The organism is uncultured Aquimarina sp. (assembly GCF_947492965.1).
In the GTDB taxonomy this organism is placed as follows: Bacteria; Bacteroidota; Bacteroidia; order Flavobacteriales; family Flavobacteriaceae; genus Aquimarina.
The window spans coordinates 322,614-348,017 of the sequence record NZ_CANLOZ010000002.1; the positions used below are offsets into that span (position 1 = coordinate 322,614).

Genomic DNA, 25,404 nt, shown 5'->3' on the forward strand with positions numbered 1-25,404 from the left:
ATGTAAACTTATACTTTATTTATTTTTCTCCTGGATGATAGGTTTTTTTAGCGCGTTTTAATACATCTTCTTTATAATAAGCAGCTTCTTTAAACTGTACATCTACATACGGTTGTATTTGATCATCGAAATGTACTGAAGTAGGATCACCGCTTTGTCCACCAGCTAAACTTGTTTTTGCTCTCACCTTATCACCAAATTCTACTACCGCTACAAAACTGTTACCTCTAGTACCGTATATTTTTTTTGTATTATTCGTATAACGAACTCCGTAGGCTGCCAAGGCACCCCAACGTCCAGAAGCAAAACCAACCGCAGTACTTGGTTTATTATCATCAAATGGTTGTCTTATATCTCCATTAATACGTTGAAAACGATTTACTTCGCCCCAGGGCAATATATCTCCAAAATCATTTTTAAGCTGCGCTACCGTTTCCTTAAATATGGCAATTCTTTCTTCCAAAGGAGATTTAGTACCAAAATAGGTGAGGAGTTGCATATCACTAATGCGTTCTTCCGGTCTTTTTCCGTGTCTTGCATAATTAGTCCCATAAAAATGTGCCAAAGTCATCGCTTTAGATTCTTTGGAAGTTTTGTAATCCCAATTTCTCAACATCTCTATATAGCTACCCAAATCTTTTGTTTTGTCAACTTTGTCATAAGCTTCTACAAGACCAGGAATCAACTTAGAAAAAGCTGGAAGGTAAGGATCATATGCTAATTTTATAAGACTATCAATAGTGTAATCTTTTTTATTTTTTAATAATTCAATAGCGTGTACTCCTCTAAAATTTTCACGATCGATTGACATATACCTTGGATAATCTTGTTTTTTAGGACTAAACTCTAAAGCAGCGGTATAAGGAGTAGAATTACAGTTTTGTAACCAACCATTTTTAGGATTAAGAAGTGTAATGGTTTCATCTACTGTATGTAAACCGTTCCAATCTGTTTTTGGATTACTACCATCCACAGGTTTCGTATAATCAAACGAAGTATCTCTAACTGGGATAAAATTACCATGGAAATATGCAATATTACCTTCAGCATCTGCATAGACAGTATTATTGGATGAATTGGTTCGTATATCCATCATGTCTCTAAAGCCTTTATACCCATCCTGTTTGGTTCTAATATATGACTGTTCTAATGCTTTGACAGGTTCCCACATTAATGCAGAAGCTACCCATTTACCGTCTTTCATATGGGTAATAGGTCCATGATGTGTACGATATGCAGGAAATACTTTTTCTACTAAAGAATCTCCTTCTTTATATTTTAGTGTAATATCATATTGTTCTACAGGTTTCCATTCTTCACCATATTTATAAACAGGTTTGCCATCTTTTTTATTGGTTGTTTCAACAAATTCATCGATTACATCTGTATACGTAGAAGTATGCATCCAACCAGTTTTTTCATTAAATCCTTGATACACAAAAAACTGCCCCCAAGTTACTGCGCCATAAGCGTTTAACCCTTCTTCGCTTACTACATGTACTTCTCCTCTAAAATAAAATGAGGTATGTGGATTAATTAAAAGCATTGCGTTGCCAGATTGTGTAAGTGCTCCAGAAATTGCAATACCATTGGATCCTTGCGGTTCCAACATTTCTTTTTCCTTCGCTATTTCAGTTTCTTCTGAAATTGGTATTTCTATACCTTTTTCATACATCGCCTTAATTTTGCGAGTAGAAACACGTTCGATATCACCACCGATAGATCCTTCACTAAAATACATAGGCATCCATGGTTCAAATTTCGTTAATAATCTAGGTTTAACCTCTGGATGGGTTTTGAGGTAGTAGTTGATACCATCTGCAAAAGCAATACACAACTCTTTTAACCATTCAGGGCTTCTTTCAAAATTAGCAATTGCTTCTTCCTCAGTCATGAACAATTTAGCTCTAATGTCACTATAAATTGCTTTTTCACCTTCTATCTCAGCAAGTCTTCCTGTTGCCCAGATATAATTTTGTTCTACACGATTAAAATCATCCTCGCACTGTGCATATAATAATCCAAAAACTGCATCTGCATCTGTTTTTCCATAAATATGTGGTACTCCAAAATCATCTCTCATGATTGTAGTATTTGTAGCATAGTTTTGCCAACGTTGCTCTTCTTCAGTGAGTTCTAAATTTGTATTTTTTGTTTCTGTTTTACAGGAAACTAATAAAAGTGTAAGACTAAAGATGACGAACTTAAATTGTCTCATTTTCGATGGTTTTATAAATATGTAGTAGGAAATTTTTTATTGTAAAAGCGTGTGTACACCATTTTCTAGACTAAAAAGAGCATCAATTTCTTTTTGGGTTAGATTTTTGTTAAAAATAGAAAGCTCATCCATAAGACCAATATAGCCTAATCCCAAATAAATGTTTGATTTTTCTAATTCCCAAGTAAATGGATCTGTAATTCCGTTTCTTTTACCTTGTAGTTTTCCATTCAGATATAAAGACGTCTGTCCATTATCAGAATTTAGATTTGTAAAATTGATGAAGACATGAGTCCAAGATCCAGTTGCAAAAGGAGGATTGGTCACTGGAACTAATTGACTTAAAAAGTCCCTGTCATCATTATCTGATAATGTCGTATCCTTTTTCCAGGAGGTTTTATCTCCAATTACTCCAAGTCTAAAGTCTCGCGGATTTTCTTTGGTAAAATCAACCCAGATAGAAGCATCATTATAACTTACATCTGTAATCTGAATTGGGTCGCAATATCCAGGTTTTAAGTCTGTTGCTGGATCTAATTGCAACCAAAATGAAATTGCTCCGCTCCAGTTTTTATTAGTAAAATTTATATTGTTTTTACTAGGGTAATAGATGTATCCTTTAGTTCTATCTTTATAAAGAAGAGCATTTCCTTTCAAACCTTTATTTTCTGCTATTGAAATTCCTTCTTTATGTATACCTGCCTGTGCAGAATCTATGGCTTTTCGAGAAGGTACTGTGTATAATTTAGGATCTCCTAAAGCAAAATCGGCATCTACACCATTATCAAAAGAAGCATAAAAGGTAAGTGCTTGCTTCAATACTATGTTAGTGCTATCTATTTTAACCTCTTCTTTTATAGATTCTTCCTTTTTGGAAGTGTTTTTCCCGCATGAAAAGAATATAAAAGATAAAACAAGAGTTATAATAGTACTGTAGCGAAGATTAGTCTTTAGAGTATTCATGAGATGATTTATGTATATGGTTCTAAATATATAAAATAATACCCATCAAATAAATTGATGGGTAGGGTAAGAGTACGTTTTATGGAAATTTTATGAAATTGAATTATAGGCAGAATTACAATAGTCGAAATGAATATTGATATGTCTATGTTAATCCACCTGTTTTAAAAGACACATTCTAATTCTATTAATTTCTTAATTGTTGTATTCTCATGATTAGTCCAATACTTCCAATTATTATTGAACTTATAATGAGCGTAAATATGTACAAAGAGTTATGCTGTAATCCTCCAAAGTAATCCATGAACGGGATTTGATTTATATTTCCATAAGTGATAATAAAAAATACAATTTCGAATAGTTTTTTCCCTTTCGTCAAAATACCAGATGTAATTGCTATTAAAACAATAAAAATTGCACCAATAATAAGATGTAGTACAGATTGTACGTCCAGTACTATCATATGCTTTATAAGTAAAGGAAGTGCTAATAGTATCATCATTAATGCTCCAGCCAATACTTGTGAAACCAGTAGTCTTTTTATGGGTTTATATGAAGTAAAGGCGAAATACTGTACATTATGATGCATTTCTTTAGATGATATTTCTGATAATCTATGTACTTGTAAAAACCAAAGAATAGGTAACACTATGGTATGTGCAATGGAAATAGGTAATACTGCAAGCAATGTTATACCGATTAAATTAAGTATCCATAACCATTTTTTGCCTTTGCGATATAGCAGTAGTAGTTCTGTTTTTATCAAAGAATAAATACCATAATTGCTTGTTGATTTTACTAATAATGTATGCTTTATTTCATGAGAATTATTTTCTTGTTTATATGAAGAAAATATAGCTTTCTTATTAATCTTATTAGTGGTACGAAATCTATCAAAAAATGGTGATATAATGCAAAGCACTAGAAATGCTAATGCACACCATCCGATTCTACTTATTATAAAGGTATTAGGAAATTCAATTCCGTTAAACTCGAATTTTTTATTTTCAGTTATGTTTCCTAAAACATAGCCTATATTTAGTTCGGTATCATGATCAACAGGTAATAACTCTCTAACGCTCATTTCCATTTGATCCATTACTATTTTGGTTCCAAAGGGATCTAATAAATATGTATAAGAAGAGCTATCCGAAAACGAAGGGAAAGCCAAATAAGAAAACAAAAAGAAGAATCCTATATTTTGGATTATAGAGTATTTCTTAAAAATAACTTCGAAAACTACCGCAATAACTGAAATGCAAAATATTGCTGGGATCGGAATCAATATATATGGAATTATAAATTGTAAGATTTCAAATGAATACCCTTCATTATATAGAATAAATAATAATATACTCATCAAAAATATAATCACAATAATCGTACTTAGAATTAGAAAATTACTTACGAACTTAGAAACTAAATATTTGAAATTAGTAATCGGTGTAGCAGCTGTAATATGCCCAATTTTGGTAATAGTGTCTGTTTTAATTGCACTATTGACCAAGTAAAATCCAATTAAGGATAAAAAAATACTGGTCATTATTGCAGTAACATATCCAAACCAAGCCGAATTATAAAATCCAACGTAATCTGCTATTCTAATTGTAGAATAAGAGGCATTTGGCTCAGGAACAAAAGTGTATGCTATTGCTAAACTAATACAAAGAGTAATTAGAAAGCTATAACTTCTAGTACGCTGTAAATAATCGTATTTTATAATATTAATAAATGTTTTCATGAGATACAATCTTAGTAAGCGTAATGAACTCCTATGTGTACGTTACTGAAAACGATAGACATAATTATGAGTATCATAATAGCTACAAGGGTTAATAGTATTGTTGTTTTTTTCTGTGATGATTTTTTCATTTTACTAAGTTCTTATTAAGTATAATTGTAGTTTTATAGATTAAGTATTCTAGGTATTTAATGTTAGTAAGCATAATATACTCCTACATGTACGTTCTTTAATATTATAGCGATGATGACTAGAATCATTATGGTTGTTATTATTATTGATTCGGTCTTTTTTTTGTTTGATGAATTTTTCATTTGCTTATGTGTATTAATTTTTAGTTGATTTTTGTTAAGTATAAATAGGCGTCTTCTAGATTTGGTGTTTGGGCTATAGAATCCTTGATAGGAATTTCAGAAATGTATCTAACAGCTATTTTTTGTTCTTTTCTAGCGGTGCTAACCACGATATTATTTTTCTTAAAGTTATCCAGTTGTTCTTTTGGAATAAGCACTTCAAAAACCTTTTGATCTACTAGTTGAATAAGCTTTTCTTGTGTGTCAAAAGACAACAATGATCCGTTTTTCATGATAGCAACCTGATCTGCTATAGTATCTATATCAGATACGATGTGTGATGACAGGATAACAATACATTCTTGTGATAAATCAGATATCAAATTTCTAAAACGTACTCTTTCTTCAGGATCTAGTCCAACTGTTGGTTCATCAAAAATGACAACTTTTGGATCATTCAATAAGGTTTGAGCGATTCCTATTCGTTGTTTCATACCTCCAGAGTAACTTCCAATGGGTTTTTTGGCAGCATCTAATAAGTTTAGACCATACAATAGTTGTTCTATTTTTAGCTTAATATTTTGATCCGAAATCCCTTTTAATGCAGCTATGTATTGCAAAAATTCAAAAGCATTTAGATTAGGGTATACTCCAAAATCTTGCGGTAAAAAACCTAGTTGCTTTCTCATATAATTTGCATCTTTTATAATGTTGTTTTTATTAAGTATGATCACACCTTCGGTAGGTTTGCTGGCAGTCGCAATCATTTTTAATAGGGTAGATTTTCCCGCTCCATTAGGTCCTAATAGCCCCAGTATTCCTTTTTCGATATTTATGGAGAAATCTTTTAACCCATATTTGTTTCTACCATATTTTTTGGAAACATTCTTTACTTCTAGTCTCATGATCTTTCCGTTTATTTGTTTAAACTTACTTTACTGATTGTAGTTGTAAAGCCATTTTGACTAAAAGACAAACTATCATGGTTATTCTCTATTTGGGTTAAAACAACTCCTACAGTAGTATCATAGAGTGATGTTTCATCCTTTTGTGATAGTTCGCTTGTAACCCCTTGTTCTTCGGATACCAAATACATTTTATTATCCTCCAATGTTATTTTTAAGGTTAAATTCGCTTCTTTAAGTAAATACGTACCTGTATATTTTTTGAAATTATCAAGATTGATACTTTTAAAATTTTCTATGGGAGTATCGTTTATATAAGCTAGTAAATCATTTGTTATCGCTTTTTTGAATGGAATTGTTTTACAATTAGTAAATGCTAAGTATAGATCTTTGGTATTCGGATTATATTGATTTCTAAATGCATATCCTATATTATTTCCTCCATGTCCGTAATAGGTAACGCCATCAACATTGAATTTAAATAATCCTAAACCATATTGTTCATTTCCAGATTCCATCATCATTTTCAGAGTTTCTTTTTTTAGTAATTTTTCTGTTTCAAAAAGAGATTCATAGAATATCTGCATATCGTTTAATGTTGAAGCAATACTACCAGCAGCATAGGCGATATTTGCAAAATAGCGATAGTCCAAATATTCGGTTACATCCTTGTCTTGAAAATATGGTGTTGCCAAATTTGGAAGATGTTTGTGTACATATGGATAGGAATTTTTCATCTGTAAAGGAGTGAAAATTCGCTCTCTTAATAAGTCAAAATAATTCTGGTCTGTTACTTTTTCTATAATTTTTCCTAATAAAAAATAATTCGTATTACAGTAATCAAACGAACCAATCATTTTTGGATCATTCTTTTCTACCTGATCTAGTAAATTTGCGTTGTATAATTCATCATTTTTTCCATAGAAAATATCTACAACGTTTTTGCCTATTACTTCATCTAAACCACTTTCATGAGTTAGTAAGGACTTTATTGTTAATGAACCATCTACATTTTTAATGGGAGTGAGATATGTTCCAATACTATCAGTAATTTTTAGATTTCCCTTCTCATATTCCTGAAGTATCAATATCGCAGTAAAGGTTTTGGTAGCACTACCAATATTAAAAACACTATTTGCAGTAAGGTTATAGTCACCAAGACTTAAGGTTTCAGTTTTATTCTTCTTATTGGTAAGAATTGCAATTCCTTTATGCTGTTCTTTTAAAATAGTATCATACTTTGTAGAAATTACCTTGATATCATTTGTTTGACTATATCCGATGTGTTTGATAAAGAAGAGAGCTAATAGAATTATTAAGTACTGTAAAGTTTTCATGTTTCTTAAATTTTATATTTGTTCACATCAAAACTCATTTAATTTGTGCTGATACTGAAAAAAGAATGATGAAAGGTCTTCGAAACGTGATCTTAGGAGAAAAGTCATCTCACCCTTAAAATGAGACAACTTAAACTGAAAATGATATATTACATCATGAAAATATGTTGTTTCAACCTTTAAAACATATTTTTGAGTACTAATTTTTAAAGGAATATGGTAACAAAATTTGATGCTTGGATAGACAATAAAATAATACAGAACATTATTATATGGTTGTTTTTATTGATCATCTTTATCATGGTCATTCAAGCAGATAATAGATTCTTAGTATCTATTGTACTTATTGGCTTTATAATGCCACCGATATATTTAAACAATCTAAAAATCTTACCTTTATTTTTTACTAAGAAACGTTCTTTAGGAATTACATTTTTTATATTAAATATTTTAGTTTTTACACTTTTGGGAGTATCCCTTTTAAGTGATTTCTTCGAAAAGTTTCAATGGAAAATGTTGTTGAATGTATTTGGTGCGGTTTTATTAATAATTCTGTTTGGTACCGCATTAAAACTGGCAAGAGATAGTTTTTATAGAAGACAAGAAGAAAAAGAAGCAGAATTAAAGTTATTAAAAGCACAACTAAACCCACATTTTTTATTCAATACACTTAACAATCTATATGGGTTGTCGGTAATAAAATCAGAAAAGCTTCCAGATTTAATGTTGCAACTTTCAGATTTATTACGATATAGTCTTTATGAAACTAAAGAGACCTTTGTTCCGTTAGACAAGGAGATTCAATATCTTAGAAATTACATATCACTAGAACAGATTAGATTAGAAGATAAGGCAGATATTCAATTAGATATAAAAGGATATGACTCGGCTAACAGAATAATTGCTCCGATGTTATTAATAGTTTTTGTAGAAAACGCATTTAAGCATTTAGGAGTATTAGAAGATACAAAGAGTATCGTTTCCGTTTCTATAGAAATAGAGGAGAACTCTATTGTTTTTAAATGTTCAAATACAATAGATACCATAATCGTTCCGGAAACCGATATAGAAAAAGGCAAAAGTGGTATTGGTTTACAGAATGCAAAAAAACGTTTAGATTTGATATATCCAGAAAAGCATGCATTACAAATTAAGCAGGATAACGGTTTTTATATTGTTGAATTAACCCTAGATGTATAGCGAAATCATCTGAATAAAGCTGTTAATTATAATTCGTAAGTGTTTCCGTAAAATGATTAAACAATAAATTGTAAAGAGAATAAAATAAATACATGAAAACATTACAATGTTTAATAGCAGATGATGAACCGATTGCGCGCCAGATAATAGAAAGCTATATCAAAGAAATACCCTATTTAGAGCTTGTTGCTACTTGCAAGAATGCTTTCGAAGTAATGAGCTATTTACAAAGTAATTCTGTAGATATATTGTTCTTAGATATCAATATGCCAAAACTTTCTGGTATTAGTCTGTTAAAGACAATGCAACAAAAACCTAATGTTATTATCACAACTGCTTATCCAGAATATGCTGTAGAAGGATTCACTCTTTCGGTTACTGATTATCTGCTAAAACCATTTTCATTAGAACGATTTTTACAAGCTGTTGGCAAAGTAGTGCAAGCTACACCTATTCAACAAGATACTATCGTAGTAGAGAAGGAGAAAAAAGCAAGTGTTGTTTATGTAAAAAGTGATAAAAAGATTATTAAATTAGATGTAGACAGTATCTATTATATTGAAGCTTACGGTAATTATATAAAGATCTATACGGATCAAATGATTTTAACACCAGTGACATTATCTGATTTTTTAGAAAAGTTGTCAGGTGATTTTGTAAGAACACATAAATCATTCGTAGTAAATTTTAACAAGTTAAAAATGATTGATGGGAATCAAATAATACTGCAGAATGATAGTAAATTACCGATTAGTAAGTCATATAGGAAATCGGTTTTAAGCAAAATTGATGAAGTATAATCCCAATATTACTTATTTTAAAGTATCCTAATTAGTAACCTTTTAGGGGAATTATATAAATTTAAAATATTACTAGTACATTTACTTTTTCAACTATAAATTCTCATTTAATGAAAACAAAAATCATCAATCTATTTCTTTTAAGTTCTGCGCTTTTTATAGGCTGTAAAACTGAACAGAAAGAAGAAACGAAATTAAAACCTCATGAATCTTTAACAGCTCCAACTGCTAAAAAAATCGCAGAAGAATTAACTGCACATGGCGATACTCGAATAGACCATTATTTTTGGATGCGTCTAAGTGATGAGCAGAAAAATGCAGAAACTCCTGATGCACAAACACAGGATGTTCTAGATTACCTGAATGCAGAGAATGATTACAAAGATGCTGCAATGAAACATACAGATAGCTTGCAGAAAACATTGTTTGATGAGATTGTGGGAAGAATTAAAAAAGATGATTCATCAGTTCCTTACAATGATAATGGGTATTCTTATTATACCAGATTTGAAAAAGGAATGGATTATGCCTTGTATTGTCGTAAAAAATTAGAAGATGATGCCAAAGAAGAAATTATGCTTAATGGTCCAGAAATGGCAAAAGGACTGGCATATTTTGCATTAGGAGGATTATCCGTCAGCCCAAATAATGAAATGATATCCTATGGAATTGATACAGTATCAAGACGTCGATATACTATTCATTTTAAAAGCTTAGTAGATGATCAAATCCTTTCAGATAAATTGGTAAACACTACAGGAAGTGTTGCTTGGGCTAATGATAATAAAACAGTATTCTATACTTCTAAAGATTCGATTACGCTACGAGCAAATAAAATTTACAAACATGTTTTAGGCACGGATCAATCTCAGGATGTATTGGTATTTGATGAAAAAGATGATACCTTCAGTACGTTTGTATATAAATCCAGATCAGACAAATATATTATCAGTGGTAGTTATCAAACTTTATCTACAGAATACAGATATTTAGATGCTGATACTCCGAATGGAGAGTGGAAAATAATACAGCCAAGAGAAAGAGATTTAGAATATGGTGTAGCACATTTTGGAGATCATTTTTATATAAGAACGAATTTAGATGCAAAAAACTTCAAGTTGGTAAAAACCCCAGTTAATGCCACTACAAAAGATAATTGGGTAGATGTGATTCCTCATAGAGATGATGTGCTGTTACAAGGTTTTACTCCTTTTAAAAACCATTTGGTACTAAGTGAACGTAAAAATGGTCTTAGTACTATTCGAATTAGAAAATGGGATGGAAATGACGATCATTATATCTCTTTTAATGATCCAGCTTACGTAGCATATCCATCTACAAATTTAGATTTTGATACCAATATTGTACGATATAGTTATACTTCTTTAACAACTCCTAGTAGTGTTATTGATTATAATATGGATACCAAAGAGCAAACTGTTTTAAAAGAGCAGGAAGTATTAGATCCTAATTTTTCAAAAGATAATTACGTATCCGAAAGACTATATGCCACAGCAAGAGATGGTGTAAAAGTGCCAATATCTTTGGTGTATAAAAAAGGAACACAAAAAAATGCTAGCACACCACTTTTACTGTATTCTTATGGTTCTTATGGAAGTAGTACGGAACCAAGGTTTAGTTCTACTAGATTAAGTTTATTAGATAGAGGTTTTGTATATGCGTTAGCTCACATTAGAGGAGGAGAAGAAATGGGACGCCATTGGTATGAGGACGGAAAATTACTTAAAAAGAAAAATACTTTTACCGATTTTATCGATGTTGGAGATTTCTTAGTAAAAGAAGGATACACTAGTGCTGATCATATGTATGCTTATGGAGGTAGTGCTGGTGGTCTATTAATGGGAGCAGTACTTAATATGAAACCAGAACTTTGGAATGGAGTAGTAGCTGCCGTACCATTTGTAGATGTGGTTTCTACTATGATGGATGAAACAATACCTTTAACCACATTTGAATTTGATGAGTGGGGAAATCCTAAGAATAAAGAATATTACGAATATATGAAGTCATATTCTCCATATGATAATGTAGAAGCAAAAGAATATCCAAATATTTTGATCACAACTGGGTATTGGGATAGTCAGGTGCAATACTGGGAACCAGCTAAATGGATCGCTAAATTAAGAGAGTTAAAAACGGATAACAATCTATTAATTATGGATTGCGATATGGAAACTGGTCATGGAGGAGCTTCAGGACGTTTTGAACGTTATAAACGTACCGCTTTAAACTATGCCTTTATGCTAGACTTAGAAGGAATTAATAAGTAGTATATTTGTTCATCTTTTTATAAAGAAACCAGCAGGGATATATTCTTGCTGGTTTTTTTATCAATTAATGATTTTGTCCAATAATAAACTATATTTTTTGAAACCATTCCAAACATCTAAAGAGTATACAAGATTTTTTACAAAGGTTTTATTGATAAATCTATTAGTATTATCGTTCCCTTCTTGTTTTAGTCAAACCAACGCTAAAGATTATCAAGGAAGCTTATCTAAGCGATGGTTCATACAAAGCGATAGTATTAAACGTTTTAAAATTGAACCGTACAAACCTGTGTATTTTTTGGGTGCAAATTATACAACAGATATCAATAACTTTCCTACTAGCGATAATCCGCTTAATATTGCGGAAGAACCATCCGATTTTTCTGATACTGAATTGAAATTTCAATTAAGTTTTAAGACAAGAGCTGTTAGAGATATATTAGGAAAGAAAATAGGTGGTGATGTGTGGATAGGATATACTCAATCGTCTAGATGGCAACTATATAGTGCCAATATTTCCAGGCCGTTCCGTGAAACAAATTATGAACCCGAAGTAATGTTGGTATTTCCTACCAAATATAGAATTTTTGGATTAAATGGTGTACTTGCAGGAGTTGGTATAAATCATCAGAGTAATGGAAGATCAAATCCTTTATCTAGAAGTTGGAACAGAATAATATTACAGTTTGGTTGGGAAACCCCTTCTTGGAGTTTTGTTTTAAGACCTTGGTGGCGCTTGCCCGAAAATGCTGCGGAAGATGATAATCCAGGTATAGAAAATTATGTAGGAAGAACGGAATTTTTAACTGTCTTCTCAAAAGGTAGACATGATCTAAGTATTTTGGCTAAACATTCGCTGAGAGGAGGTAGTAATAGTAGAGGTAGTATAAGACTTGATTATGCAATTAAAGTTTTGGGCCAATTACAGGTACACGCACAGATATTTCATGGGTATGGGGAAAGTTTAATAGATTTTAACCATAAACAGACTACTTTTGGAATAGGGTTGTCTCTTTTACAGTGGCGATGATATCATCAAGTTTTTAGATTTTCCAAATATATAAAAAGGCTGTTCACACTACATGAACAGCCTTTCAAACATACTTAATAGCTGACTAAATATATTTTTTACTTATTGATTACAAATCTCTTTGTGATCGCAAATCCGTTAGGACTCGTAAATCTTGCGAAATACATTCCGGATGCTAGTTGCGAAACATCGATAGATAAAGAATCTACATTTGGATTAATTTTCTTGGCTACTGCACCAGTAGAAGAGAAAATTTCTATTTGCGTAAAACTACCTCCCACAATTTCAATGTTTAATTGAGAACTTGCTGGATTTGGATATAAACTAATGTTGCTATCCGCCTCCTCAGTGAAGGTTAATAGCTGTTCACGACTGGATCCTAAAATCACTACATAATCTTCAACTTCTCCATATGTAAATGATTCGCAAGGATCAGGAATGTCATTATATTTCATGGATACACGCATACGAGTAGCACCAGAAGATGCGCTTGCAGGAACTGTAAAAGATCCAGTATTACTAGTATCTGTTGATGGCGCTTTACTAAATACCAACTCACCAGCATCATTAAAATCTCCATCTCTATTATAATCAATCCAAACAGCATAGGCTTCATTATAAATTGTTCCTGTCCATGTTGGAGTAATGGTAATTGTATTTGTACCGCTTAGGCTTGTAGTTAAAGAAGTATAATCTCCATATCCTCCAGATTCTGCACCTGTAGCATTATCAATACTTCCTATTTGTACTCTGGAAATAAACTCATCAGATGTAATTCTACCATTGGAATCACAATATCCTGTTGGAGGATCGGTATCTCCTGATCCTTCCGCTAGATTAATAGTGTAATCTTCAACTTCTCCATATGTGAATGTTTCACAAGAAGTAGGAATGTCATTATATTTCATAGAAACCCTCATTCTAACAGCAGTTAATGAAGTGCCAGTAGGAACAGTAAAAGATCCAGTATTCGTAGCATCTGTGGATGGTGCTTTGCTGAATACCAATTCTCCTGCATCATCAAAATCGCCATTATTATTATAATCTATCCAAACAGCATAGGCTTCTGCATATATAGTACCTGTCCAAGTAGGAACAATAGTAATATCATAGGATTGACCTTCATTTAAAGTGGTAGCTATACCAGTAAAATCTGAATAAAACTGTGCTCCAGATGTGTTATTAATAGTATTTAACTCTACTCGGCTGATAAATTCATCATTTACATTAGTACTTGCAGAGTCACAATAGGTAACACCACTTGAATCATTGGTAGTAAAGGTTGCTGTTGCGGCTCCAGATACATTTCCAGCAGCATCTTCTGCAGTAACGGAAGCATTGTAAGATGTTAATGGAGATAAACCAGTTACATCAAAACTTGTTGTGGTAGATGTTCCTATGGACGTACCATCAATCGAAATGTTATAACGTGCTACCGCTACATTATCAGTAGACGCTGTCCAGTTTAAAGTTGCTCCTGATGATGTAATATTAGAAGCTGTGAGATTCGTTGGATTTGATGGTGCTTGCGTGTCAGGAACTCCTGGTTCTATTTCGAATCTACCAACAACACCTCTTCGGCTATTATTAATATATTCATTAATAAACCAGAATGAAGAATCATCAGAAGGGTCAACATCGATTTTACTATAATCTCCATATCGGATACTTGTAGTAAAGTTTCCATTTCCATTAGCGATTAAACCTTCTGCACTAGTCATTGTTCCAAGTGGATCAGAGCTTAATCTTCCTGTAAAATAAGAGCTTACTCTTACTGTGGTTGGAGTAGTAGGTCCAGACATAGAAGTATATCCCATTCCAATATTTCCTTGACCATCCATTGCTAAACTAGCATTCCAAGCATGTCTACCATCTGGTGCTGTATAGGTACCTTCTTGGTACAGCGACCAAGGTTGATTATCACCACTTTGTCTAAATTCGTACCAACGAATACCAGCTAATTCTCCAGCACTAGCATCAGTATCTACTACAAAATTAAATACTGCCGAATTGTGTGTTGGGAACTTTCTAAATTGTGCCTGATTCATAATAGTAGCTTGTAACGCATCAATGGATATCCCACCGCCAGGCTGTGCTAAATTAGAAAAACTTCCTCCATCGAAAACACTAATAAAAGGAGTTGTAGTGATTTCTTGAGGACTGGATACAGTGGAGCTTCCAGGATTATTCCAGTTTACATCGGCTGTCCAAACTTTTATATGATCTACAGAAACCCCGCTCCAGGCGTTGTCTTGTAAATATACTATTGTTGCTCCACCAGGAGCTGGTAAGTCTCCGTTAGTTACATTTAATGCCTGAGGGCTAAAAAAACCACTAGTTACGATTCCAGGAAGATTAAAACCAATAATTTGTGCACCTGGATCACCTGCTAACATAGCATCTCTTTCTAAAGCCCATAATTTGTTAGTTCCTCCAGTATTTTCTGTGATATAATATCCATCACTCCAAACAGAAAGTTTTTGATAATCCTGAATTCCAGAAATATTGTAAACGAACCATCCAGCAGTAAGTGGATTTGGACCATCAGAAACAGCTACCTGAGCGCCAGATCCCAAGAAAGAAAGTACCCATCTATCCGCAGCATTGTCATAAGATACTGTTAGATCACAGCATCCTCCAGATGGAAATATAGCAGGATTCGGAGCTGTTTGTCCTAGTAGTTGATTACCTGATTTATCGAAAATCATAAATCCCGTATTATAAACTACAAATACATGATTAGGGCCAACTGCTAATGATGGATCTGTTGGATTAGATCCAGAAGTATAAGAGTCGAAAACTAAATTAGCAGGAGCTCTTTGTACACTCTGTTCTTGTTGGTGTTTGTTTAAAACAAAATAATCATTTTTGGATTGAGGATCTTTTCCTGCCACAATCTGATTGCCCAAAGATCTTTTGTCTTTTGCTTCTTTTACAGAATCGTCAGATGGACGTAAGTCTTGAGGTCTGGATTGCATGGGAGCTACGTATTCTACGGAGGAGACTTTTCCATGATAGAATGCTTTAGTTTTTCCTTGTTGCGCCTCGACAGTTACTGTGGCGACAACAAACATAATTACGAATGCAAGTTTTAATTTCATTTGTGTAAAATTTAAGTAGTTAATTACCCTAAAGTTAGCACAAAAGATATTGTTATTTTAACATTATTTTATCTTTTTTAAGTACCTAATGGTTAGACCATAAGGAGGTTGAGTAATAACCTTTTTTTTGCTTAACAAATTAATTTTGTAACCTTTTTTTAATTCGTTTTGTCCAATAATTGTGAATTCACAATCAAATAATTATTCATATTCAAAATCAAAAAAAATGAATCAATCAAAACGAACAATCAAAATATTATTAGTACTCTTTTTTGGATTCTATATGCATCTAAATTGGGCACAAAATGCAAAAGCATCTTTTAGGATTCCTGATGGTCGACGTATAAAAACTTCAATTTTAGATGCTCATATTCAGAAAGCTATAGATTCTATCAAACTTCCTGGGCTTTCTATTGCAATTGTAAATGACGGAAACATTGTATATCATAATGTTTTTGGAGTAAAAAGTTACAAAACGAATGAGCCAGTTACCAAACAAACTACTTTTGAAGGAGCTTCTCTTTCTAAACCATTATTCGCATATTTTATCATGAAAATGGTCGAAAAAGGAGAATTAGATTTGGATAAACCTATATATCCATATTTAAAACCTATTTTTCCAGAAGGAGTTATTGCAAAAGACTCTTTTGAAGCGTATAAAACATTGACCCCAAGGATTATATTGTCACATGGTACAGGGATTCCTAATTGGGTAAAAGGAAAACCTATCTCCATTGCATTTAAACCAGGAACTGATTTCTCTTATTCAGGAGAAGCCTATCAACATTTAGGAGCTGCTTTTGGAACAAAATTAGGAATTGGATGGGGAACTGAATTAGATTCTTTAATTATAAAAGAAGCTTTAGCCCCAATAGGAATAAATAGAAGTCTTTATACTTGGAATACAATCTATGATAAAGATGTGGCTTACGGACATATGAAAGGAAAAACCAATCCTGAAATTAATAGATATAAAAAGGTTGGACCAGGTTTTAGTCTACACTCTGATGCAAAGGATTATGCCATGTTTCTAATAGAAATGATGAACCCTAAAAATATAAGTACGAAAACCAGAGATGAGATGCTCAAAGAGCATAATCATTTTAAGTTAAATAATAAAATTTTAAAGGAGACTGGACAAACCGGATGGGGACTAGGTTTTTCACAAAAGCCTACTCCCAATGGGCTTATGCATTTACATACTGGAAATAATCAAGATTTTCAAGCATATGCTATGTTTATACCAAAACAAAATTATGGTTTCGTAATGTTTGGAAACTCGGATAATTTGTTTCCTTTATTAGAAACGATCGAAAAGATATTAGGAGAACATTTTTAAATTTAAAAATTATGAAAGATTTAAATGAAGTATTTGTGTTTATTACAATGATAGTTGCCATTGTAGTAATTGTATTTATAATCGCTAGATATACATATTTGGTCAAGAAAATACTTATTGAAAAAGGTGTCTACCAAGAACATAGAAATAATAAATTGAAGTATTTGGATCTAGGATGTATTGTTTTTGGATTAGGAATTGGACTCCTGATTTCATCAGTTTTTACAACTTTTGGATTGTCCGAGGATGCTACAGATTTATTGGTATGGGGGACTATTCTTGTTTTTGGCGCTACAGGCTTAGTTGTCGCACATTTTATAAGAAAGCGACTTGAAGAATAGTCAAATACAAAGAGATTATAATCTTATCCGCAAGGTTATCGATGGTGATACATCCGCTTTTAGACAACTTATTTTTGCCTACAAAGATGTATCACTATCACTTGCTATATCAATTCTAAAAGATGCTGTAGTTGCAGAAGATGTTTTACAAGAGGTTTTTATAAAGGTATATGATAAGTTACATACCTTTAAATTTAAAGCATCTTTTGCAACCTGGTTATATAGGATAGTAGTGAATACAAGCTACAATGAGTTGAAGAAAAGAAAAAATATGGTTAGTATTGATAATACGTCAGAAGTAGATTCAATGGTTCATCGTCAAAAAGAATATTTAAAAGATGCTGATCAAAAAAAGTATATTAATATGACGTTGGAAAAATTAAAACCTGATGAAGCATTGGTACTAAGACTTTTTTATTTATGCGAATATAAAATAAAGGAGATAGAAGAGATTACGGGGTTTAGGAGTTCTAAAATAAAAGTAAACCTGCATAGGGGAAGAGATAATTTTGAATTCCATTTAAAGCAAATACTAGGAGACGATTTAAACAATTTGTTATGAAAGAAGAAAAATTTAAAGAATTAATCAGTAAAAGTACTATTGAAACTTCTGATGATTTTGTAAATAAAGTAATGCAGGGTATTCAATTACAAAAAGAAGTGAAAAAACAATCACTTTTTTGGTCTTTTCCAGTGATCATAATAGTTTGTAGTGCATTAATTTTAACGATTTTAGGGATGCTGTTTTATACATTCAATACAGAGTATGCAATATTTAGTTCGATTCCTAAAACACCAATATTTTTAGTTATTATTGGGATTGGACTTTATTATATAAATCAATTAATAAGATTTCAACATTACAAATAGAATGTTTGATCATAAAATAAAAAAGCCTTGCTAGTAATACTATGCAAGGCTTTTGTTAATAAATTTGATATGTTAGTATGCCATTTCTACAATTTCGGCAGCAACTTCTGGCGTGATATCCTGATGCTCTCCTAGAGCAGTCATTCCATGATCCTTTAAATTCTTAGCTACTTTTTGTGAGAAACCGTCATAATCATCGGTATAGGCACTTAATTTGGTTTCGATTCCTAATGATTGAAAGAATTCCTCTGTTTTTTGAATAGCCTTTTTCGCTTTCTCTTCAGTAGTCCCTTCGGATATATTAAAGATTCGTTCAGCATATTGTGCAAGTTTTTCCTTTTTTTGATCAAACTTCTTAGTGTATGCACTTGGTAAAATTACAGCCAATGTGCGTGCATGATCTATTCCATAAAATGCAGTAAGCTCATGAGCAATCATATGAACACTCCAATCCGTTGGTACTCCTTTTTGTATATATCCGTTTAGAGCCATAGTGCAACACCACATAAAATTAGAAGCTGCTTTGTAGTTACTAGGATCTTTAATGATTTCAGGAGCAATTTCTATTAATGTTTGTAGAATTCCTTCAGAAAAACGATCCTGTAGTGGAGCATCAGCAGGGTACGTCATATATTGCTCCAAAACATGTGTGTATGCATCTGCAACGCCATTTGCTAATTGTCTTTTGGGTATACTATGCACAACCGTTGGATCACAGATAGAGAATTGTGGAAATAATCCTGGTCCACCCATTACCATTTTTTGATTTGTCTCTGATCTACTTACTACAGCACCGCTATTCATCTCGCTTCCTGTAGCTGGTAACGTAAGTACTGTCCCAAATGGTAATCCTTCGAATGTACGAATTCTTTTAGCCAAGATATCCCAAGGATTATCACCTTTATATAATGCTGCAGAGGATAAAAACTTTGTTCCATCAATCACGGATCCACCACCAACTGCCAGCATATAACCGATATCTTCGTTTTTAATTATTTCTAAGGCCTTTAATAAGGTTGTATACTCAGGATTTGCTTCGATACCAGAAAACTCAATAACTTCATGATCTTTGAGCGCCTCTGTTACTTGTTCATAAATTCCATTTTTTTTAATGCTTCCTCCACCATATAATAGTAATATCTTTTTGTCTTTAGGTACTTCGGTAGTTAATTTCTTAATTTCTCCTTTACCAAAAATTATTTTGGTAGGAACGTATAATTCAAAATTTCTCATGTTTTTATTTTATTATGCTGATTAATTATCGATTTCTATGTACTCTTACAAAGTTCGAAATAAATCTTCTTTAAATTATTGATCTATGGTAAGAAAAACTAAAAGAATGCGACAAATACTGTTATAATTATGTAAATATTAAATAGTTTGTTAGTTGAACTAATTTAATAATTTTAGTTTTACCCCGATGATAGCACCAGAAATACCAAAGAACGAAAAGTATAGACAAATTGCCGTTGAGAAGTACGGATTACTAGATACATTATCAGAAGAAAATTTTGATAATATAACATCTATTATGGCATATGTTTGTGATGTTCCTATATCTCTAATCACTCTTTTGGATAAAAAGCGTAATTTTCTAAAATCTCATTATGGAGTTCCGTTTAACGAGTCACCAAGAGAAATTTCTTTCTGTGGGCACGCAATTAACTCGGATGATCCTATAACGATCATAAAAGACTCTAGGGAAGACGAACGTTTTATTGGAAATCCATTGGTCACCGAACATAAAGCTATTTTTTATGCTGGAGCGCCATTAATTGATGCTGATGGTTTTAAACTTGGCACTTTATGTGTGTACGACACAAAACCTAGAGAGTTAACTTCTGAGCAAAAAGAAGCTTTATTAGCTATGTCTAAACAGGTGGTTAATCTTTTTGAGCAACGTTATCAGAATTTAAAACTCAGGCAGCTTAGAGATAAACTAGAAAAAAGAAATGAAGATTTAAAAAAGTTTGCTAGTGTAGTTTCTCATGATCTAAAATCTCCACTAGCAAATATTATTTCCCTTACAGAATTATTAGAAGATGATAATAAAGATATACTTAATGAAGAATCACTTCAGTATCTAGAATATCTGAGGACATCTTCATATTCTTTGAAAGATTATATCGATGGAATTTTAAACTTTTATAAAAGTGATGATTTGGTTCAAAACAAAAAAGAAAACATCCATATAGATAATCTTTTAGAAGAATTAAAACAAATTACTGATTCTGAGCATAAAGCTACTTTTCATATAAGTGGAAATACGAACGAGTTACTGGTAAATAAATCTGCGTTAATGCAAGTATTGGTTAATTTGATCACTAATGGGATTAAATATAATTCAAAATCTGAAATAGTAATTGATATAAGCATCGAAGAAACCAGTGACCAATATGAATTTTCTGTAACAGATAATGGGAATGGAATACCACAAGATTATTTAGAGAAAATTTTCGACCTATTTACTGTAGTAGGAGTGGAGGATCGAGATGGAAATGTAGGTACTGGAATTGGATTAGCGACCGTAAAAAAAATCGTTCAGAATCTTGGCGGAAACATTGCTGTAAGTTCTACCGAAAAACAAGGAAGTACTTTTACTTTTACTATTCCTAAAAATTAAAAAATACTTTATTCTTCAATAGACTAGATGATCTTCTTTTAGAACAGCTAACAATCATATACCGATAAGATACTTACTGAATAGAATAGCGGTTCCACAGAAGAAGGGTGTTATTTCATTGAGAATATTGAATTCGTTTTAAACTTATTTGATTTTCATCCGTCATTTAATGTGTAGTTTCTAAAGTTATCCACTATGAAAAAGTACATATTAAAATCAATACACCCATTAACTATAATAGCTTCTTTCACTTTTGTGTTGTTTTTCTTAGCGATAAGCAACAATAAAACCATTGGTTATTTAGAATTTTCAGTAGTGCAGTTTGATAAAATTATGTCTACCAAATCGTTAGGCAATAACATTTCTTTAGGAAGCTGGACTAATAGAATTAAAGAGCTGTTTATTATTAATGATATGAGATCCATAGATAATGTCTATATGTTATTAGGGATGAGCTTACTATTAATACTAATACTGGTGTGGATATCTATATTTCCAACAGTCGAAAAATTTTAATCGTTAAAGCTTATTACGCCATGATAAAAAGAATCCTTATTCTTATCTTCTTTGTTATACATATGAATAGTATGTATGCTAATATTTTGAATAATATACATTATGCAGACACCACTGTTGTTAATAAAGAGACTGAAACATATACTGTGTACAGAGGTGAAAAGAATTTATACATCTCCATTAAAACTTTTGATCATAAAATAGCTAGGTCAATTCTACGCAGAGGAATTCATATATATTTTGATAATAAGGGAAAAAAGAAAAAAAATGTATCTATCACTTACCCTGTAATAAAAGAAAATAAACCGCCATTAAGAAAGAGTGAAGACTTTAACCATGAACGAGAAGAGATTCCTGATCCTGATGTTTTATTTGATCAAATATCTCATATGATAGATAAAGATCTTCCACAGAATGCTATATATAGTTTTTACGACTACAAAAAAGAATTCAATATTCTCTTGAATAATGAAAAAATAACTATTGATATTTCTGTAAATAAAGAAGAAAATAGTTTTAATTATGAAGTAGAAATTCCTAAGAAGCTAATTCATGAAGAATCAGACAAGAATTTAGATAAGCTGATGATTGGAATAGAAACAGTAAAAAATAAAAGGAATAGAAATGATCAAGAAAGATCTTCCAGACAGTCTCAGAGAAATGTTCAAAGAAGAGGAGGGAATGGTGGTGGAGCGCTTGGAGGAAGACAAGGAAATGGTAGATCAAATAATAGAAATCAATCTCCAAGAACAGACGGTAATAATATTTCATCAGAAAATGGAATTGAAATATGGTTTAAGGCACTATAGTTAAAAAAAATATAAAGTTTTAGTATTTGTTTTAAGAATGCAAATGTGAGTTTTTATTAGTTAGTTTTGTTACAAGCTTCGTAAGTGATTACGAAGCTTTTTTGGTTAATAATTATCTTCCTATTTGATCATTTACTCTGACGGAATGATCATTTACTCATTGTTTGAGCTATGTTTTCAATTATTTAGCGGCATGAACTTAAAAATATAGAACATGTCTAAGAAATTTAAAATTTTAAAATGGTCACTGGGAATTTTAGGAAGTTTGTTTATCGCGTTATTTCTTTTTGGTTGGTGGTTTATGAGTCTTATACCGTCTTCTGAAGATAAAATCGATATTACATCTTCTACCATGTCTGATTTACCATATTTATCCAAGAATATTGTACCAAACCGAGGTAAAATTCTAGCGATTGTAACTAGTACTAATGTTATGGGTAGTACAGATAAAGATACAGGATACGAACTTACTGAATTAGCAAGAGCATATTACGTTTTTTTAGCCAATGGTTTTGAAGTGGATATTGCGAGTCCTCTTGGCGGAGAACCTCCCGTAGTTATTGATGATGAAGATATGGGAGCGTATGATTATGCTTTTTTAAATGATACTAATGCACAGAATAAAGTAAAAAACTCTCTTCCTGTGGATAAAATTGACCCTACGATGTATGAAGCTGTATTTTTTGCAGGAGGAAAGGGAGCAATGTATGATTTTCCAGAAAATAAAAGTATTCAGAATATTATAAAAACTTTATATCAGTCTAATAAGGTTATTGGAGCAGTGTGTCATGGACCTGCAGCATTGGTAAATGTTACTTTAGATTCTGGAAAATCATTGATAAATAATAAGAAAGTGTCTGGTTTTACAAATGATGAAGAATTGTTGTTGATATCAGATGCTAAAGAAATTTTTCCATTTCTTTTACAAGACAAATTACAAGAACAAGGAGCTACCTTTTCGGAAGGAGAGATGTATTTAGAAAATGTAAGCCATCATGAGAATTTAATTACAGGACAAAACCCTTGGTCTACTTGGAAATTAGCTGAAACAATGATTGTACAAATGGGATACGTACCTAAATACAGAGAAATTACTGCCGAAGAAAACGCAGTAAAGATTTTGAAAACGTATCACACTCAAGGATCTGAAGAAGCCAAAGAATTGATTGATCAATTATATGATAATGATAAAAAGAATATTGAGAGAGTGTTAATCGCAAAACATGGTGTTATTGCGGCAATGCAGGGAAAATTAGGAGGTTTTTTTAGTCTTACAGGATTAACTTCTTATATCAAATCTAAAGAAAACTAATATTATAGTGATAAAAAGATCACTTTCGTGATATAGTATTTTCTAGGAAGTTTAATATAACCTAAATTTGAAAAAAGCGATTTATTGGATTTTTCGGATATCTTATTAGTCATTATCAGTAGTGCAGGATTATTGCATGGGATCTTGTTTGCTTTTTATTTAATATTCATAAAGAAAAAGAGAGCGTTAACAAACATTTTATTAGGGCTTATACTAATATTTATGGCTTTTAGAATTGGGAAATCAGTAATGCTTAATTTTGGCAATGATCTAGAGCCGATATTCATTTTTATTGGATTAGCTTTTTTATTATTAATAGGTCCGATTTTAAGATGGTATGTGTTAGCAATGACAAATCCTGATTTTTCCTTAGACAGAATTTATTTTCTAGAATTAATGCCGTTTGTTATGATTTTTGTCGCCAGCCTTTTCATTTCGACAGAGTGGTATGAAAATAGTCAAATGGCAATCGTAGTATTTGGGAGTGGACTTATTTTTATATATCTGCATATTGCTTTTTATATAGGAAAATGTCTTCATATGGTTAAAACCAAAAAGAATGACTATAAGATAACTGTACAAACAAAGTCTCAAAAAATTATATTTAATTGGTTATATCACTTGCTAATTGGATGCATACTTATTTGGATCACCTATGTTTTAAATATTTTAGATAATACAGTTCCCTATATTATAGGGCCAATTGTATATTCAATCGTAATCTATTATCTAAGTTACAAAGCTTTTCAAATGAAAGTAATTGAAATAGATGGAGATGCTTTCGCAGTGAATGAAAGTCTTTCTTTATTTAATAGAATTTCTCGACTTATGGTAGAAGAGAAGTTATACTTAGATCAAGAGTTGTCTTTAGTTAAATTAAGTGAGATAGTAGACAAAACAAAACAACACACTTCGTCAGTGATAAATCAATATGCCGAAAAAAATTTTAATGATTATATTAATTATTATAGAATTCAGGATGCAAAAAGAATGTTTTTAGATGTCGTAAATAATAAGTTTACAATTTCTGCTATCGCTTTTGATGTTGGTTTCAGTAGTCTGTCCTCTTTTAACGCGGCGTTTAAAAAATTTGAAGGTATAACACCTTCCAAATTTAGGGAAAGCAAGAATAGGAAATAAAAGGAATTATTTTTTCCTTCTTTTACTTTTCTTTGGTTGTTTATTAGATCCCTTTCCTTTAGAGGTTGCTGAAAACGTTTTTTCTTTTTTTAATTCTCTAAAATGTTCGATGATTTTGGATTTAACTTTGAAATGTAAAACACTTGTTCTTTTAATATAACTGTAATAAGAACCAATGATGAGTCCTAAGCCCAAAACTATTGGAATAGATCCATTTTCTATAAAAGGGAATTGTGTATATAGATTTATAGCAACTCTAGGTTCGAATGAAATCAATACATAAAGTCCATATGCCAATGCCAAAATTCCTAGGATTAAAAAAGTATAGATTTTGGAGTTAATAGCTTTTAAAATATCCTTTTCCATTTTCTGAATGTTAGTATCACTTAAAAATGGGTTATTACGTTCTTTTTCCTCTTTGATAAGTAATAAAAGGGCTTCATTATAAAAATCAAAAGAAACTCCATAACTTCTTTTATCTAAATCCTCTTCGGTTATATCATATTTCATATGAGCGTAATATATCTATAAAATAATAGTCGATTATAATACATAATCGACTATTATTATCTATT

21 protein-coding genes are annotated in these 25,404 nt (G+C 31.6%); 13 read left to right on the plus strand and 8 right to left on the minus strand.

The features are described 5' to 3' along the window. Positions 1–19 precede the first annotated feature (19 nt). The 5 genes from Q1B37_RS05765 to Q1B37_RS05785 all read right to left on the minus strand — a co-directional run bounded on the left by Q1B37_RS05765 (position 20) and on the right by Q1B37_RS05785 (position 7,457). Positions 20–2,218, minus strand: a complete 2,199-nt coding sequence (locus tag Q1B37_RS05765) for an acylase (RefSeq protein ID WP_299896525.1) — start codon at positions 2,216–2,218, stop codon at positions 20–22. Between the two features lie 36 nt (positions 2,219–2,254). Continuing rightward, complete coding sequence (locus tag Q1B37_RS05770) at positions 2,255–3,181, minus strand: LamG-like jellyroll fold domain-containing protein (protein ID WP_299896527.1); 927 nt, start codon at positions 3,179–3,181, stop codon at positions 2,255–2,257. Positions 3,182–3,368: 187 nt separating this feature from the next. Beyond that, positions 3,369–4,922 carry a hypothetical protein gene (locus tag Q1B37_RS05775; protein WP_299896530.1) on the minus strand — a complete coding sequence of 518 codons (1,554 nt, stop codon included), beginning with the start codon at positions 4,920–4,922 and terminating at the stop codon, positions 3,369–3,371. A gap of 334 nt (positions 4,923–5,256) precedes the next feature. After that, complete coding sequence (locus Q1B37_RS05780; protein ID WP_299896533.1) at positions 5,257–6,120, minus strand: ABC transporter ATP-binding protein; 864 nt, start codon at positions 6,118–6,120, stop codon at positions 5,257–5,259. 11 nt (positions 6,121–6,131) lie between these two features. Next, the gene (locus Q1B37_RS05785; protein WP_299896536.1) at positions 6,132–7,457 is read right to left on the minus strand and encodes a serine hydrolase; all 1,326 of its coding nucleotides are present in this window, start codon (positions 7,455–7,457) and stop codon (positions 6,132–6,134) included. 216 nt (positions 7,458–7,673) lie between these two features. On the opposite strand from Q1B37_RS05785, the gene Q1B37_RS05790 reads away from it, so the two are divergent. The 4 genes from Q1B37_RS05790 to Q1B37_RS05805 all read left to right on the plus strand — a co-directional run bounded on the left by Q1B37_RS05790 (position 7,674) and on the right by Q1B37_RS05805 (position 12,778). Continuing rightward, a complete protein-coding gene (locus Q1B37_RS05790) occupies positions 7,674–8,657 on the plus strand; it encodes a histidine kinase (protein WP_299896539.1) in 984 nt (327 codons plus the stop codon). Positions 8,658–8,749: 92 nt separating this feature from the next. Next, entirely contained in the window at positions 8,750–9,457 is a 708-nt protein-coding gene (locus tag Q1B37_RS05795) for a LytTR family DNA-binding domain-containing protein (protein ID WP_299896542.1), read from the plus strand. Between the two features lie 110 nt (positions 9,458–9,567). Continuing rightward, positions 9,568–11,748, plus strand: coding sequence for a S9 family peptidase (locus tag Q1B37_RS05800; protein WP_299896545.1), 2,181 nt, complete (start codon positions 9,568–9,570; stop codon positions 11,746–11,748). Positions 11,749–11,845: 97 nt separating this feature from the next. Beyond that, complete coding sequence (locus Q1B37_RS05805) at positions 11,846–12,778, plus strand: phospholipase A (RefSeq protein ID WP_299896548.1); 933 nt, start codon at positions 11,846–11,848, stop codon at positions 12,776–12,778. Positions 12,779–12,876: 98 nt separating this feature from the next. On the opposite strand, the gene Q1B37_RS05810 is transcribed toward Q1B37_RS05805, so the two are convergent. Continuing rightward, the gene (locus Q1B37_RS05810) at positions 12,877–15,879 is read right to left on the minus strand and encodes a GEVED domain-containing protein (protein WP_299896550.1); all 3,003 of its coding nucleotides are present in this window, start codon (positions 15,877–15,879) and stop codon (positions 12,877–12,879) included. A gap of 226 nt (positions 15,880–16,105) precedes the next feature. On the opposite strand from Q1B37_RS05810, the gene Q1B37_RS05815 reads away from it, so the two are divergent. Genes Q1B37_RS05815 through Q1B37_RS05830 form a run of 4 tightly spaced genes read left to right on the plus strand, consistent with a single transcriptional unit; the run spans position 16,106 to position 18,429 of the window. Continuing rightward, the gene (locus Q1B37_RS05815) at positions 16,106–17,218 is read left to right on the plus strand and encodes a serine hydrolase (RefSeq protein ID WP_299896553.1); all 1,113 of its coding nucleotides are present in this window, start codon (positions 16,106–16,108) and stop codon (positions 17,216–17,218) included. 11 nt (positions 17,219–17,229) lie between these two features. After that, positions 17,230–17,559: a DUF6249 domain-containing protein gene (locus Q1B37_RS05820; protein ID WP_299601508.1), complete on the plus strand. Its 330-nt coding sequence runs from the start codon at positions 17,230–17,232 to the stop codon at positions 17,557–17,559. Next, a complete protein-coding gene (locus Q1B37_RS05825; protein WP_299896556.1) occupies positions 17,549–18,121 on the plus strand; it encodes a sigma-70 family RNA polymerase sigma factor in 573 nt (190 codons plus the stop codon). Before Q1B37_RS05820 ends, Q1B37_RS05825 begins: the two co-directional genes overlap by 11 nt. Next, positions 18,118–18,429, plus strand: a complete 312-nt coding sequence (locus Q1B37_RS05830; protein ID WP_299896559.1) for a hypothetical protein — start codon at positions 18,118–18,120, stop codon at positions 18,427–18,429. Before Q1B37_RS05825 ends, Q1B37_RS05830 begins: the two co-directional genes overlap by 4 nt. 72 nt (positions 18,430–18,501) lie before the next feature. Here Q1B37_RS05830 and Q1B37_RS05835 read toward each other — a convergent pair whose 3' ends face one another. Then, positions 18,502–19,662, minus strand: a complete 1,161-nt coding sequence (locus Q1B37_RS05835; RefSeq protein ID WP_299896562.1) for an iron-containing alcohol dehydrogenase — start codon at positions 19,660–19,662, stop codon at positions 18,502–18,504. Between the two features lie 187 nt (positions 19,663–19,849). Between Q1B37_RS05835 and Q1B37_RS05840 the strand changes: the two genes are divergently transcribed. The 5 genes from Q1B37_RS05840 to Q1B37_RS05860 all read left to right on the plus strand — a co-directional run bounded on the left by Q1B37_RS05840 (position 19,850) and on the right by Q1B37_RS05860 (position 24,829). Further along, on the plus strand, positions 19,850–21,052 hold the full coding sequence (locus Q1B37_RS05840) for an ATP-binding protein (protein ID WP_299896565.1): 1,203 nt from the start codon (positions 19,850–19,852) through the stop codon (positions 21,050–21,052). A gap of 195 nt (positions 21,053–21,247) precedes the next feature. Further along, entirely contained in the window at positions 21,248–21,568 is a 321-nt protein-coding gene (locus Q1B37_RS05845) for a hypothetical protein (RefSeq protein WP_299896568.1), read from the plus strand. Positions 21,569–21,588: 20 nt separating this feature from the next. Then, positions 21,589–22,377, plus strand: a complete 789-nt coding sequence (locus Q1B37_RS05850; protein ID WP_299896571.1) for a hypothetical protein — start codon at positions 21,589–21,591, stop codon at positions 22,375–22,377. A 214-nt stretch (positions 22,378–22,591) separates the two neighbouring features. Beyond that, a complete protein-coding gene (locus Q1B37_RS05855; RefSeq protein WP_299896574.1) occupies positions 22,592–23,689 on the plus strand; it encodes a type 1 glutamine amidotransferase domain-containing protein in 1,098 nt (365 codons plus the stop codon). A 222-nt stretch (positions 23,690–23,911) separates the two neighbouring features. Continuing rightward, complete coding sequence (locus tag Q1B37_RS05860; RefSeq protein ID WP_299896577.1) at positions 23,912–24,829, plus strand: AraC family transcriptional regulator; 918 nt, start codon at positions 23,912–23,914, stop codon at positions 24,827–24,829. Positions 24,830–24,835: 6 nt separating this feature from the next. Here the strand turns inward: Q1B37_RS05860 and Q1B37_RS05865 are convergent, their stop codons facing one another. Next, complete coding sequence (locus Q1B37_RS05865; protein WP_299601487.1) at positions 24,836–25,339, minus strand: hypothetical protein; 504 nt, start codon at positions 25,337–25,339, stop codon at positions 24,836–24,838. Positions 25,340–25,404: the final 65 nt, after the last annotated feature.